Below are 14,593 nucleotides of genomic sequence, written 5' to 3' on the forward strand. Positions count from 1 at the left end.
TTAAATAAGTTTTGATAAAGTATTAAATGATTGTTGGGTTAGCATGGTATAAAATGCATCGGTAACAGATGAGCTGCCATGATCGATCAGGAATTTCTCCTGCTCAGGGCTAAGGTTTTCAGGCTTTTCATCTACAGCACCGGGATAAGGATTAGCCGGGGTACGATCTAAGGGTGCGCAGAACTCTACAGAAAGTACCTCATTATAATTTATTTCCCGAAGGGTATCGATGATCTTTTGCCAGTTCAGGTTGCCCATTCCAGGTGCCATCCGGTTATTATCGGCCACATGAAAACCTACCAGTTTCCCTTTGGCTTTTCTAATAGATTCGAACAGATCCGTTTCTTCGATATTCATGTGAAAGGTATCGAGGCATACACCACAATTGGGGCCTACAGCTGCTGCCAGCATCAGGGCCTGCTCGGCACGGTTGATAAAATAGGTTTCGAACCTGTTGATGGGCTCAATACCCAGCAATACACCTGCGGCTTCACTGTATTCGTATATTTCTTTCATCGCGTTAACAGCCCAGCCCCATTCCTCTTCCGGCCGGCCATCGGGTACTAACTTACCTACGGTAGCAGGCACAACAGAAACCATGTGGCCATCCAGCTCTTTCACCATTTTCACTACATCTTTTACGTATTGGATGGAAGCCGCACGCTTCTGCTCGTTACGGGCCAGCAGGTTACGCTCACCGAGCATTAGTGTTACAGAACCCCAGCAACTCAGGCCGTGTTCCTTCATTAGCTTTCTTACCTCCTTTGTATTGTACTGATCGGGGTTTCCGGCAATTTCGAGCCTGTTATAACCAATTGCTGCAACTCTTCGTATCGTTGTTTCAATGGTTTCGGCACGCATCCAATTGTGTATCGCAAGTTCCATAACGGATAAAATATTTTTGGTTAGTAGCTTATAGACACCGCACAACGGCATCCTTGTAAAACAAACTTATTCAGATTTCAATGGAAATAAAAATACTTCATTTGCTCATTTTTGATACTATATTTACATTAGTAGCCAAATTTAGCGTTCAAAAATAAGTATTGTACCAAAAAGCAGTAATTATGAAAGTTTCTTACCGACCGATTTCCACTCCTGAAGATGCCAGTTTCGCCATCAAAGAATACTGTCAGCCACAGTTTACCAATACCTTTCATTTTCACCACGGCTACGAATTAATCCTGATTGTTAAAAGCTCAGGTCAGGTGTATGTGGGCAATAAGGTTATTCGTTATCACGAAGGCGAGATTTTTATGTTCGGACCGGGACTGGTACACTGTTTTTCGAGTGATGTTTTGACTGCGATGGAGGAAGAAGTAGCGCATGCCATTGTAGTGCAATTCTCGGCAGATTTTATGGGAAAGGATTTTTTTGAAACCCTGGAGCTGAGGGCAGTGAAAGAATTGTTGCAAGAGTCGGTATATGGTATAAAGTTCGGCACTGCTGAGTCTTCCATCAGTAGCCGCTTCTTTGACTTTCAACCCAACCAGCAATTGAAAAATCTGATCCTTTTGCTACAGATATTGGAAGAACTTTCTCAGACCAGCAAGAAAGGCGCATTACTCATTACCGACGATATCAAAAAAATACGTTATAAAGAAAGCGACGCTAAAAAACTGGCTTCGATATTCAATTATGTATTCGAAAATTATCATCAGGAGATTGCTATTGAGTCGGCTGCTTCTATTGCCTGTATGAGCAAAGCCGCATTTTGTCGTTATTTTAAAAGAAGCACCCACAAAACATTCTCACAGTTTGTAAATGAGATCAGGGTAAGCCATGCCACAAAATTGCTGATTGGCAAAGAGAACAACATCACAGCCATTTGTTATGCCTGCGGTTTTGATAATGTTTCTTATTTTAACAGACAGTTTAAGCTGCATCAGGGTATATCTCCACGTGAGTACCGGAAAGTATTTATGGAAAGTAATGCCGACCGCCCCTTTTTGCGGTCTACTGATTGATAAAGTAAGATTACCATTTAATGACTGGTAATGTAGAATTGCTCCTCTTAGCAGATAAACTTCTTCAACCTCACAATTTTTCTTAAGTTTATGGTAAACGCCCTATTCATGAAGATGTATATTTTAGTTAAAAGAGCAGTACCAGATAAAATGGTACCTTTAGTTGCAGCGCATGCCTCCCTGGCCTGCTTTAGAAAATTTGAACATACAGCAAACATGCAAACCTGGATTAACGGCATTTTTAAAAAAGTGGTTTGCGTGGTTTCTGAAAAAGAGTTTGAAAATGCCAAAAAGGAGGCAGACCATTTGGTGCTAACAGAATCGGCTTTAGACAATCAGGAAGTTTGTATCGCCTTTTCACCCCGGGAAGAATACACTAAAATGTTTAAGTTTTTCAGCATGTGGACACCACAAAATAACTAAGCAACATGCACAACCAGGAACAACAAGTTTATAAATGGCTGGTTAAAAGAGGGTGTCTTTTACTATTTAAAGATGGCGATAAAATACACCTGGAGCTGGATCAGGAAAACAGCGAAAGCTGCTTATTAACCCAAGAAGACACTGAAAGCTTAATTGCTATACTGACATCTTTAGCTGAAACCGTTTGGCATAACCCTGATTATATTAAAGAACCCTACCTAGGACAGTTCTATAGAACCGAAAATGATCTCGTTTATTGGGATTTAGGCGAAACGAAATTATATATAGGTTTTAATGTAAATGAGTATGCATTAACCATAAACTATAGTGGCAATGCTGTTGTGAAAATTTCTGTTAACTATGCTGTGGAGCTTATTCAGATAATGACTCATTATGGTAAACGATTTGGGATATAATTATTACGCCACCTATAGCAAATACTGAAATTCGTTACTTTAGTTAGATCAATCATTACAATGAGAAAAAAGGGAAACCCTAAGTCATTTATTTATTATGATAGCTTAAAACAATGGGAAAGCATTTGCATGCTTTTATATTCTTTAACTACAATGTGCGTAATTCTGACTCTTCTTTTTGCTAAACCGGAAACTAAGCAGATTATAATAATTATGTACGCAGTAATATCACAATTGAGTATGTACTTTGGATTATACACATCGCTACGCAATTTCAAGGCATACTTACTTTGGTTTGGCTTTGGCATAGTACATCTGATACTTTTCTTTTGTTTCAAAGAAAATCCTGCTCTTGAAATGTACGCAGGAAATCCAAGCGTATTTTTATCAAATACCATCGTTCTTTTGTTACTCTTTCAGCTGCTTAGATACCTTAGTTTAAAGTTGCAGAACCGGGAGTTTGTAGCACCTGCAAAAAATGGACTAGATATATTTGAAAACAAAAAGGTAACTCTTGCAGATTCTATAATCTTTATAATCTATATGAGTTCGTGGCTTGGCCTTACGATGCTTCCACTAAAGTAAGGCAATGCTAATCGGAGCAGATACAACTAAACAAAGCGAAATTAATTTGCAATGAAAGCAGCGCCGTGATGACCAAATTAAAAAACTGCAGCTTTTTATCTATCTAAATCTAAGTAAAATGAGTTTTTCAAACAGAATTCTAGTGTATCTCGGGATGTTCCTTTTCATGTTTGGTGGTATATATTGCATTACCCAACTTTTCGCCATAGTGCTTGACCGCCCGCTTTCTTTCCTTACATTCAAAATCGAAAAATTATCCTGGATATTCTTTTTCGCACTGTTGGCAACTTTGATTGGCTTTTGGCTAATTCGCAAACAAAAAAGATGATGAAACAAAAAAGCCGATCTAAATTAATAAATCGGCTTACGTTGTGGAGAATACCGGATTCGAACCGGTCACCTCTTGCCTGCCAGGCAAGCGCTCTAGCCAAATGAGCTAATCCCCCATTTTTTGAATATTCAATAACCAAACCTGAATAACCAATAGGATCATTGAGACAAGCGTTCGCTGCTTGTGCTGCAAAAATAGCAAATACTTTATCGAAAGCAAATGATAATTGATTTTTTTATTGCGGTGCGATAAACGTAGTACAAAAACGGCCGCAAACACCCCAAAAAGCCATAATTGGCTGTTATTTTAGCTAACCTTCCAGGCTATTTTTGATTTAACAGCGCCTGATAGGCATCTACAAATTGAGCCACATGGTAGCCATCCATTAAAGCATGGTTAACATGAATCGAAACCGGCATTATTTTTCTTCCGTTTTCATCCCTCACCTTGCCAAAAGAGATTTTTGGGCAGCTATCCTGAAAAGCAAAATTGCGGGCATGAGATAATGAAGTAAAGTTTAACCAGGGCAGTGCCGAATAATGGATTACATTTTCGCCCGAAGCAGATGGAATTAAGCCTGTTGTAGCCTGTACTTTTTCAATTTCCTGATCGGCTAACAGTTTAAACTCGTTAAAGTCTGCATAAAAATCGAGGTAACCGAAACCAAAAGTACCATTTGGGCGGTTAATGGTGGCCGCAGCATTTACACAGTCGTATTTCCAAACCTCGCCATCAATAATGCGGTAACTAAAAGGCTCGATGGCATTGGCGGCGGCCAGCGATTTGTGTAAATAAAGCAGGAAAAACGAAACTGCTTTCTCTTTAGCTTCCTTGTAGGTAGCCGTGCAATCTAAATCTACGGTAACACCAAAAAATGGTTCCCCAAAGGTGCTAAAAAAATTAAAGTGATCTTTTCTGATCCAGGTGTCTATATCTATTTTCTCTTTCATTCAATTAATTTGACTAAAACTTCTGACAAGCTTTCCATCTCGTAAAAATTGGGATGCTCGATGGTATGGTCGATACTTTCGTGCACCCAGGTGGTGTGGTACGGGATGTGAACGGCATGACCGCCAATGTTAAGTACCGGTAATACATCAGATTTCAAGGAGTTGCCCAGCATTAGAAATGATTCGGGATTACAATCCAGGTGTTTCAATAGTTTTTGATAATCCTTTTCCTGCTTATCGCTCATAATTTCGATGTGATGGAAATAATGGTCTAAACCCGATTTGGTCAATTTCCTTTGCTGATCGAGCAAATCTCCTTTGGTAGCCACCACCAGTTTGTATTTTCCGTGCAGCGCCTTTAGTACTTCCTCTACCCCATCCAGCAGCTCAATGGGTTTGTTTAACATTTCCTGCCCCAGTTCGATTATCATTTCCACAACTTTGGGGTCATTTTTCCCCATTGTGACCCTCAATGCCGTTTCGATCATACTGAGCATAAACCCCTTAATACCAAAGCCATAGAGTGGCAAATTGGCAATTTCTGTTTTGTAAAGTTCTACAATTAAACTGTGGCGTGGCATGAAGTCTTCCAGCAGGGCCGCAAATTTATCTTCAGTTTCGCGGAAGTAAGGTTCGTTTACCCAAAGGGTGTCATCAGCATCAAAAGCAATTACGGTAATCTGATTGTTCATGGTTATGCTTACTTTAGTGCCACAAAAGTAAAGCCGGCAACTCCCATAAAAAAGGACATTTGTCTCGGCGAGAAAAAATATGTTACGAACAAATCTCGATTTTTTATCCTTTATTGAGCGTTTTTGCAGAGAAAATGAAAGCGAAAACATTAGCCTTAAAAGCTTTAGGCCTGGCTATCGTTTAATAGAGCAGGGCGATAAAATCAGCAATATTTATATCATTAAAGAAGGAATAAGCAAGTGTTTTATCTCCGAAGAAAACGGCAAAGATTTCATTATCGAGTTTTTAGGCAAGGGCGAAGTTGTTGGCGAACTGGAGGCATTGAAAAAAATTGACTGTTTATGCAACGTAGCTGCCATAAGTGAAGTAACGGCCTACGTCATCCCCGATCATGTTTTCCTCTCACTGATACAAAAAAGTGGCGAATTTACTACCATCTTACTCCAGGAGCTATCAACCCGGATAATCCAAACCAGCACAAGAGCCTCTTTTCAGCAATTATATACTGTTGAATATGCGTTATTGAAACTGCTGCAGTTACAGGCAAATGAAAGCATTTCACTCTCAAAAGACGATATGGCTGCATACCTCGGCATTTCAGTAAGAAGCTTTAACAGAAGCTTAAAGCAACTCATAGAGAAAGGCAATCAGGATACACCTGAGTTTAAAAACATGCTGCAAACTGCAAACATAAAAAAGCTGGTAGACCGGCTAAAGTAATCCTTACAACTTTATGGTATAATTATTGCTATAAACATTTTTGTTTTTACAGCTGTAACGTTTTCATTGCGGCATACGTTTACCAGACAAAAAACAAACTAAACAATTACACACAAAAAAACCTAAATATGAAAAAAACTTACCTTCCAATCTTTTTAAGATTTCCGAGTTAACGGTATCTGGCCATTTATACAATAGCCACCTATTCGTCGATATCCTTAATTATCATAGAATTAATGCAAAAAACGGTTCACCGAAATTGCTATTTTATTGATTTCAGTAATCTTATTAACAAAATGAGTGCTTTTATACACATCTACACCAACGCCTTAACAGACGATTTAATTCCAACAATTTTAAAACGTCTAAACGAACACGAAAGTGTTTTAGACATTAATTCATCATTTTCATTCAGAAATTCGAACGGGAATTTACCCATTGTATTTAAATGGGAAAAGCCAAGTTTAGAAATATTTAATGAAAATAATTTAAAGCTGAATTTTAGCACGTCAATTAAACCTTTCGATCTAAAAGAATACAAGAAAAAGCTTTTTAAAGATAAAATCATTAAACAAAGTTTTATCCAGAAGTTAACTGCGCTTTTTAAAAAGAAGAAGAAAAAGAAAGCAGTTAAAACCATTAAGTTAAGTGCCGAAATAGAAGCACAACTGCAAAATTACAATAAGGTATTTTCGATTAAATACCATGCCGGTGATGTTTTTGAAAATCACTTTGGCACCTTAATCGGCGCCATTATTACCGAACTTACCAAAGGTGTTTGTCACTTCACTCAGGATAATGTATGGTACGATTCCAAAAATGTTTTAAGAGAATCATTGGTTAGCTTATACACCCTTGAGGAACTTCCTAACCACATCAATAAGAATGTGGTAGCTGTTGCCAGCTAAGAAAATGGCTACTTCCTAAGTTTGGTCAAACATTAAGCTTAGGAAGTATTCAAAATGATTTTCTGTGTTATTACGACAGAAATCCCTCCCCTTTGCGCCAATGCCTGCCATAATTTCATACAAAGCACTAAACATTTAGCAGCTTAATTTGTTATCAAAATCTGGAAATCTTTTATAGTTTTATGCCCGTATAAATACTATATCTTTTCCATTGAATAACATAAACTTATCCAAATAAATTATGAATGTAGCAGAAGTTTTTAAGAATAACGAAAAATGGATTGCAGAAAAACTTTCCATCAATCCGGACTATTTTAGCGATCTGGCTAAAGGACAAAGCCCTGAATTTTTATACATTGGATGTTCTGACAGTCGTGTTACGGCAGAAGATTTAATGGGAATACAGCCGGGACAGGCCTTTGTACACCGTAACATTGCCAACCTGGTAAACAACGTAGATTTAAGCGTAATGACCGTTTTAAATTACGCGGTAAGACACCTAAAGGTAAACCACATTGTAGTTTGTGGCCACTATAACTGTGGTGGTGTAAAAGCAGCCATGCAGCCAGCAGATTTAGGCATTTTAAACCCATGGTTAAGAAATATCCGCGATGTTTACCGTTTACATAAAGATGAATTGAATGCCATTGCCGATGAAGATGCACGTTATAACCGCCTGGTTGAGCTAAATGTACAGGAACAATGTGTTAACCTGCTTAAAACAGCAGCTGTACAGGAAGCCATTGTACACCGTGGCTTAACCGTTCAAGGCTGGGTTTTTGACATCAGAACAGGCCGTTTAATTGATCTGAAAATCGATTTTGAAAAAATCTTGAAAGATATTACGGAGATCTATAAACTTTACTAGTCACAAGTATTAAACCTCGCAGGTTTTAAAAACCTGCGAGGTTTTTTATTATAAATCCAGACTCCGGACTGAAGACTGCAGACTTCGAACTAACCTATCGTCCCATCCAGCCGCCATCAACAGTTAAGATCGTTCCGTGAACATAGTCACTTGCGGCTGAAGCAAGGAATAAAGTTGGTCCTTTAAAATCTTCTGGGTTACCCCATCTTCCTGCCGGAATACGTGATAAAATTGAGGTACTACGATCCTGATCTTCGCGTAAAGCTGTGGTATTATCGGTTGCAATATAACCTGGTGCTATGGCATTTACATTAACACCTTTAGCTGCCCATTCGTTAGCAAATGCTTTGGTTAAAGAAGCAATTGCACCTTTACTGGCGGCGTACCCTGGTACAGTAATGCCACCCTGAAATGACAACAGCGATGCAGTAAAAATTACTTTTCCACTACCTCTTGCTACCATATCCCTGCCTACTTCGCGGGTTAAAATAAACGGAGCAGTTTGGTTTACCGCAATTACCTCATCCCAATATTCATCAGGATGTTCGGCAATAGGTTTACGCAAAATGGTTCCGGCATTGTTTACCAGAATATCAATTACCGGATGATCGGCTTTTACCTGTGCAGCAAATGCCAATGTGTTTTCGCGTTTACCAAAATCGCACTGGTAAGCATAAAACTTACGACCCAGGGCTAAAACTTCTTTTTCTATGGCGCTACCTTGCAATTCAAGGCTGGCCGATACACCAATAACATCGGCACCTGCTTCTGCAAGTGCTAAAGCCATGGCTTTTCCAATTCCTCTCTTGCAACCGGTAACTAAAGCAGTTTTACCTGCTAAATTAAATACGTTTGACATGTGTTTTCTATTGATACTTTTGTAAGATCTCTCCGCTTCGGTCGAGATGACGGTTTATTTCAGTTCTGTAATGGCGCAGTGGTCCATGTCGCCATAATCCAGGTTTTCGCCTGCCATACCCCAAATAAAGGTATAGTTACTGGTACCCGCACCTGAGTGGATTGACCAGTTTGGCGAAATTACCGCCTGATCGCCCTGCATCCAAATGTGGCGTGTTTCTTGCGGCTGGCCCATAAAATGACAAACGCTTTGCCCCTGTGGAACTTCAAAATAAAAATAAGCCTCCATTCTCCTGTCGTGCGTATGTGCAGGCATAGTATTCCAAACACTGCCCGATTTTAATTCGGTCATTCCCATCTGTAACTGGCAGGTTGGCAAAACACTGTTTACCAACAATTTATTAATGATGCGGTGATTTGCTGTTTCCGGTGTCCCCAGTTCAACAATTTCGGCCTCGGCTTTGCTTACTTTTTTGGTTGGGTAAGTATGGTGTGCAGGCGCCGAGTTGATATATAACTTTGCAGCCGTACCTTTATCAGCCGATTCGAAAAACACTTCTTTAGTGCCTTTACCAATATATAAAGCTTCTTTGTAATCCAATTCGTAAGTTTCGCCATCAGCGGTAACAATTGCCTTTCCACCTACGTTAATAATACCCAGTTCTCTGCGTTCTAAGAAGTAATTTGCTTTTAAATCATCAGGGTTTGGCAGGGCTATTTTCTGGTCAATTGGCATGGCGCCACCCACAATATACCTGTCAAAATGAGATAAAGTTAAGTTTACCTGGTTGGCTTCAAACACGTTTTCAATTAAGAAATTATCCCGCAAAGCAGCGGTATCCATTTGTTTAACTTCTTTTGGGCTCTGAGCGTAACGGCTTTCGAATTTGTTCATTGGTTAAAAATTGAGTTGTGAGGTAAGATTTGAAGTAGGATCAAATCTTACCCGCAAATATATTTATACGATATTGATTATTGGTATTAATACTCAACTTTATAATCCTTTTTTATCGTTTCTCCGCTCCAGGCTTTTAAACTCGTCCATGGTGCTGGTGCATCGGTCCAGAATTTATTATCGGCTGGCAAACCCAGGGTTAAAAAGCCAAGGGTAGCCATATACAAACTGCCTGTAGAAGTATAAATATCTGCAATTTCTGGCTGATGCCCGTTAAAACCCAGTACCAGCCAGCCTTTATCGTCAAAATTCTGATTGCCATTATACAGGTTATAAATTACTTTGGTTAAAGCACCGCGTACTTGTGCAGGTTTAACATATTCGGGCAGTTTTTCCATCAGGGCAACCTGTGCCAAAGCCTGAAAAGCGGCAGTACGATAGGTAATGGAACGGCCGTATGCCGGATAAGTTCCTTCCGGAGAAATGATCCGCTCCAGGTATTCTGAGTAACGTACCATCCGTTTCAAAGCCAGATCGTAATCGGCTTGTTGCGCTTTTTTCTTATCAACCAGCACTTTTAAAAGATCAACCAGCATGGGGTGTATTACGTAAGAATTGTAATAATCCATGCTGAATTTTTCGCCATCGCTATACCAGCTGTCGCCTACATACCACTCTTTCATTTTATTGATAGCAAACTGTACGCGAGCCGGATCGTACTGCTCGCCAATGCTTAATAAAAAGCCTTCGCTTAAGCCCGCAAACAATAACCAGTTGTTGTATGCGCCGGTACGGGTGCGCAGCGATTTAAACTCTTCGATAAATCTCTTTTTAGTGGTTTCATCAAGTGGCTCCCACAAGGCTTTTGGTGCACGTAAAAAAGCATGGGCTACATAGGCCGCATCAACAATCGGCTGACTTTCTGATCGGAAACTGATATAATCCGGACTCTCGGGGTTTACCGAATTGGTTAATGCCTTTAAAAGCTCGGTACGCATATTTTTCCGCAGCTTGCCTTCTGCAGTTTCGTCATCAGGTAAAGCCAGCCACGGTGCCACACCGGCCACAGTACGACCTAATGCTTCGAGATAGGTAACTTTGGCGGCATTTAAGCCATAACCAGGCGCTTTTTCTACTGGCATATTCTTTTTTAAAGTTTCATTGGCCAGGTTATAGATTACCGGATAGGCTATACGGTACAAATGTTTTACCCAAATGGCACGGTCTTCTGCGCCTGTAGTTGTTTTTTTATTTTGCGCATTTGCCAGCTGCGTAAAAATCAGCAGGAAAGCAAAAATCAGTTTATATTTCATTATAGTTTATTTAATAATAATTTGAGTGGTATTAAAAGTTTAATATTATTCGGAGAGCAAGTTACAAGCTACTATTTAGGTTTCATCCCGCTTTCCGTTTTACTTCGCCCGATGCTTCATCGGGCTCCGTGTTCACTACATCCGATAGCTATCGGATCGGGTCTAAGTGGCACGGTCTGCATCAGTATTAACGGTTAGGTGCCTTAACCCATAAACATTAATTTAATGCAAAATCAAGTCTAATCTACATCCTGAATAAAATATATACAAACCTCTTGTTTAACAGTTTTCTATAAATACCATTTTTTATAGCGGGCCAGTGCCTCTAAGTAGTAATAATCGGCGTAAACAAGTGGCACATCAATCTCACTGTTTAACGGAAAAGCCCCAGTGCTGTGCATCAGTAAAAAGCCCCCGTTTTCGCCAGCTTTGGCACGATAAGTATCACTGGCTAATGAATAAATCATGGTCTCTGCGGCCGATTTAAAATCAGCTTTTTCCTTGCCATCGGTATATTGTCCCAATTCAAGCAGTGCCGAAGCAATAATTGCACCTGCAGAAGCATCGCGTTTGGCATATGGAATTAAAGGAGCATCAAAATCCCAGTACGGAATCTTATCTGCAGGCAGGTTCGGATGGTTTAAAATATAGTTGGCAATTCCTTTAGCCTGTTTTAAATAGTTCTGATCTTTTGTAAAACGGTACATCATGGTATAACCGTATAAAGCCCATCCTTGCCCGCGCGACCATGCCGAGCAGTTTGCAGCACCCTGCCAGGTTGCTTTCTTAAGCACATCACCAGTTTGCGGATTATAATCAACCACATGGTAAGAACTAAAATCGGGGCGGAAATGATTTTTGATAGTTGTATTGGCGTGTGTGACGGCAATTTCTTTATATTTTGGATTTCCTCCGTTATCGCTGGCCCAGTTTAACATTTCCAGATTCATCATATTATCAATAATTACCGGACACTCCCAATACTTGTTCTTATCCCACGATTGAATAACCTGAATTTTTGGCCTGAAACGCGTAGAAAGCGATTGTGCAGAACGCTGGATAATTTCTTTATAGGCTGGATTTTTAGTGATGCGGTACCCGTTACCAAAACTGCAATACATCATAAAACCAAGATCGTGGTTACCCGTAAAAGTTTGGTTGGGCTCCAATACTTTCAGTGCCGCCTCAGCCTCATTTTTTACCTGCTCATTTTTAGTTTGCTCGTAAATGTACCATAAACTACCCGAGTAAAAACCACTACACCACCATTTAATATCGTAATTAACAGATTTGCCTTTATCGAAACTCTGCGGCGTTTTACCTGCAGGGATATTTTTGGCCAATACCTGATACTGGCTGGCTGCAAATTTAAATTCATCGTTAATTAATTGAGCCATCGGTTTTTTGGGGCTCTGGGCATACGAAACACTCCCCACAAAAAGGAGCAATGTAGCGGCTAGGTTAATTTTTTTCATTTGATCTGTTTTGTTTTTCAATATCAGGTTAAGCCGGTTTTTAAGGGGCAAATCCTGATGGTTTCATAAATTTATGTGTGTTACTCTATTTTAAAACTTGCTGTGGCACCGGCAAAGGCTCCCTCAGGCAGCTTACAGGTTATATTTTTAGGTATTGTTGAGCCGGCAGGTTTAAACTGTACCTGAATGGATGCCTTTTCTTGTGCAGGATCGGCAATATAAAGCACAGGATTTTTGGTGTTTAAATTTTTGATGTACACGGTACAAGGCTGGTCTACCGTAAGGGAGCCACCATCATAAACCAGTGTTCCCGGCTTGTAAAATACGGCTTGCACCATGTTTAAAACGGTATGTTTTACGGCCTGTAGTTCAGCGGTATTTTTTAAAATTTGTATCACAGAACGATTGTATTTTTTTATGCCCTCAACAGTAATGCCGGGAATAACAATATATTGGTAACTGGCATTTTGAGGCGCTATACCATGGTTAACCCAGATTTTAAAGACCTTATCGGTTAATTCGGTTTTGCTCTGCCCCTGATTAATGCGATACCAGCTACCACTTTGCACGGCATTGCTGATTTCGACATTGCTGCGCTCCGGAAAGATATAAGCGATACTATCGTGCAATGCCCAAAATCCTTTTTCGCCTTTTGCAGTTGATGATCGGCTAATAACGCCTCTCAACCAGGCCTGGTTAATCGTAGTAGTCACGCTTTCTTTGGCTTCACTAGTAATACCAGCACCCAGGCAAACCACTTCCTTATCGAAAAAGAACCAGGCTTTTTTGGCCTGAACACTATCGTAATTTAAATCGTAGCACGATACGCCATAAACGCCATCGCTTGCCCCACCAGAAAACTTCGTTGTTCCTGGTATTCCCCAATCTTTGTGGATGGTTGCCCCCTCATCGTCTGGATAATCCCTACCGGTAGTTCCGGGTATCTTATCCCACTCCCATACTGGCATTAAATTGGCATACTCCGACCCGCTGCGCTGGATATTGGTTGCACCATCGGGCAAAAATTTCCCCAAGATATTTTCGTTATTTCCACGTTCGGTACGTAAAGTACGATCAGATGAGCTTTGCACGCTGAAGGTATAGGCCGGCCGTATGTGCAAGGTGTAATTGCTTTTCCAGAAATGGGTATGGTTAGCCACAATACCGTAATCGGCAGGTTTTTTATTGGCTGTTCGCAGCGCAGAAGCCTCCCAGTAACTGGCGTTTTCGGGATCGAACAGCTTAATTTTCTCAATCATACCTCCCATACCGCTGTTTAACGAATCTTTACGGCTAATGCCGCGGCCGCGTACATTAAAATCGTAAAACGAACCACGGATGGTTTGCAGAAAAGTATTTTTAAGGTAGTTTACCAGGATGGCCAGTTGGTCTTTAGGTAAGGCATAAGCTGTTCCGCTTAAATAAAATGCGGCATTTACCGAGTTACCGGCAAAAACGCGACCATAACTGGCAATAGCCTGTTGCTTGCCATGCTGGTAATAACTGCCATCAACCTGTACCCCTTCTTTTCCATCGGTAATGGCAATGGGTTCGAATAAATACTTTCCGGCCGAATCTAATGTAGCTTTATTGCGGGTTAAACAAGCCCGGTAAAGGTAGTGCAGGGCTTCATCAGAAGTATTGGCGCCATCGCCGGTTCTAAAACGACGAATCACCATACGCTGAATCAACGCCTTTTCGAGATCTGCAGGCAACTGCACTTTTGCATTGCGCATTAAAATGAGCGTTTGCCCAATGGCCTGTGGATAGAAAATATCGTTATACCACCAGTTTTTATTTTTTGGATTTTTATCGAACCAGTTTTGTAAAGCTTTAACAATTGATGCATGCAGCTCAGCATGATTATACCATTTGTTAGCAGGCCGGATATAAGCCGTGGCCATATCCTTAATTCTTTTCAGTGGGGCATATTGCGCATCCGCATAGTTAATATCGGCCCAGCTACCATCTGCATTCAGGTTTTTCAGGTTAACACTAACTTCTGCTGCCAGGTTTTTATCTTTAACAAAAGTTTGCAGATCGGTATTAATGCGCTGTAAAATGGTATCATAGGGTTCTTGCTGTGCTTTTGCCTGATTAACAAAAAGCAACAGTACACCTAAAGCACCAATGCTAAACGCTTTAAAAGATGATATTTTATAATTTACGATTTTCTTTCCTGCAAACATCT

Annotated in this window: 14 protein-coding genes and 1 tRNA gene; 6 read left to right on the forward strand and 9 right to left on the reverse strand. The window is 40.3% G+C overall.

The features are described from left to right. A complete protein-coding gene (locus BLR37_RS20970; protein ID WP_090772048.1) occupies positions 1 to 885 on the reverse strand; it encodes a sugar phosphate isomerase/epimerase family protein in 885 nt (294 codons plus the stop codon). Positions 886 to 1,067: 182 nt separating this feature from the next. Between BLR37_RS20970 and BLR37_RS20975 the strand changes: the two genes are divergently transcribed. The 3 genes from BLR37_RS20975 to BLR37_RS20985 all read left to right on the forward strand — a co-directional run bounded on the left by BLR37_RS20975 (position 1,068) and on the right by BLR37_RS20985 (position 2,806). Next, positions 1,068 to 1,967 (forward strand): AraC family transcriptional regulator, encoded by a 900-nt coding sequence (locus tag BLR37_RS20975; protein ID WP_143009637.1) that lies wholly within the window; start codon positions 1,068 to 1,070, stop codon positions 1,965 to 1,967. Positions 1,968 to 2,075: 108 nt separating this feature from the next. Next, positions 2,076 to 2,390 (forward strand): aminoacyl-tRNA hydrolase, encoded by a 315-nt coding sequence (locus BLR37_RS20980; protein ID WP_090772052.1) that lies wholly within the window; start codon positions 2,076 to 2,078, stop codon positions 2,388 to 2,390. 5 nt (positions 2,391 to 2,395) lie between these two features. Next, a complete protein-coding gene (locus tag BLR37_RS20985) occupies positions 2,396 to 2,806 on the forward strand; it encodes a hypothetical protein (RefSeq protein ID WP_090772054.1) in 411 nt (136 codons plus the stop codon). 957 nt (positions 2,807 to 3,763) lie between these two features. Here the strand turns inward: BLR37_RS20985 and BLR37_RS21000 are convergent. From BLR37_RS21000 to BLR37_RS21010, 3 genes are all read right to left on the reverse strand, one after another. Then, positions 3,764 to 3,837, reverse strand: a tRNA-Ala gene (locus BLR37_RS21000). A 208-nt stretch (positions 3,838 to 4,045) separates the two neighbouring features. Next, a complete protein-coding gene (locus BLR37_RS21005; RefSeq protein ID WP_090772060.1) occupies positions 4,046 to 4,672 on the reverse strand; it encodes a chloramphenicol acetyltransferase in 627 nt (208 codons plus the stop codon). After that, a complete protein-coding gene (locus tag BLR37_RS21010) occupies positions 4,669 to 5,364 on the reverse strand; it encodes an HAD family hydrolase (protein WP_039475531.1) in 696 nt (231 codons plus the stop codon). Before BLR37_RS21010 ends, BLR37_RS21005 begins: the two co-directional genes overlap by 4 nt. A 79-nt stretch (positions 5,365 to 5,443) precedes the next feature. Here BLR37_RS21010 and BLR37_RS21015 point away from each other — a divergent pair, with 79 nt between their 5' ends. From BLR37_RS21015 to BLR37_RS21025, 3 genes are all read left to right on the forward strand, one after another. Next, positions 5,444 to 6,085, forward strand: coding sequence for a Crp/Fnr family transcriptional regulator (locus BLR37_RS21015; RefSeq protein WP_090772062.1), 642 nt, complete (start codon positions 5,444 to 5,446; stop codon positions 6,083 to 6,085). A 296-nt stretch (positions 6,086 to 6,381) separates the two neighbouring features. Further along, positions 6,382 to 6,993: a hypothetical protein gene (locus tag BLR37_RS21020; RefSeq protein WP_090772064.1), complete on the forward strand. Its 612-nt coding sequence runs from the start codon at positions 6,382 to 6,384 to the stop codon at positions 6,991 to 6,993. A 241-nt stretch (positions 6,994 to 7,234) separates the two neighbouring features. Then, a complete protein-coding gene (locus BLR37_RS21025; RefSeq protein ID WP_090772066.1) occupies positions 7,235 to 7,861 on the forward strand; it encodes a carbonic anhydrase in 627 nt (208 codons plus the stop codon). A 94-nt stretch (positions 7,862 to 7,955) separates the two neighbouring features. Here the strand turns inward: BLR37_RS21025 and BLR37_RS21030 are convergent, their stop codons facing one another. The 5 genes from BLR37_RS21030 to BLR37_RS21050 all read right to left on the reverse strand — a co-directional run bounded on the left by BLR37_RS21030 (position 7,956) and on the right by BLR37_RS21050 (position 14,591). Further along, positions 7,956 to 8,720: an SDR family NAD(P)-dependent oxidoreductase gene (locus tag BLR37_RS21030; RefSeq protein ID WP_090772068.1), complete on the reverse strand. Its 765-nt coding sequence runs from the start codon at positions 8,718 to 8,720 to the stop codon at positions 7,956 to 7,958. Between the two features lie 54 nt (positions 8,721 to 8,774). Further along, the gene (gene kduI / locus BLR37_RS21035; RefSeq protein ID WP_090772070.1) at positions 8,775 to 9,614 is read right to left on the reverse strand and encodes a 5-dehydro-4-deoxy-D-glucuronate isomerase; all 840 of its coding nucleotides are present in this window, start codon (positions 9,612 to 9,614) and stop codon (positions 8,775 to 8,777) included. An 86-nt stretch (positions 9,615 to 9,700) separates the two neighbouring features. After that, positions 9,701 to 10,927 carry a DUF2264 domain-containing protein gene (locus BLR37_RS21040; protein ID WP_090772072.1) on the reverse strand — a complete coding sequence of 409 codons (1,227 nt, stop codon included), beginning with the start codon at positions 10,925 to 10,927 and terminating at the stop codon, positions 9,701 to 9,703. 290 nt (positions 10,928 to 11,217) lie between these two features. Then, on the reverse strand, positions 11,218 to 12,402 hold the full coding sequence (locus tag BLR37_RS21045) for a glycoside hydrolase family 88 protein (protein WP_208599707.1): 1,185 nt from the start codon (positions 12,400 to 12,402) through the stop codon (positions 11,218 to 11,220). 80 nt (positions 12,403 to 12,482) lie between these two features. Continuing rightward, positions 12,483 to 14,591, reverse strand: coding sequence for a polysaccharide lyase family 8 super-sandwich domain-containing protein (locus BLR37_RS21050; RefSeq protein WP_090772074.1), 2,109 nt, complete (start codon positions 14,589 to 14,591; stop codon positions 12,483 to 12,485). Positions 14,592 to 14,593 lie beyond the last annotated feature (2 nt).

Source organism: Pedobacter soli, from assembly GCF_900101435.1.
Taxonomy (GTDB): Bacteria; Bacteroidota; Bacteroidia; order Sphingobacteriales; family Sphingobacteriaceae; genus Pedobacter; species Pedobacter soli.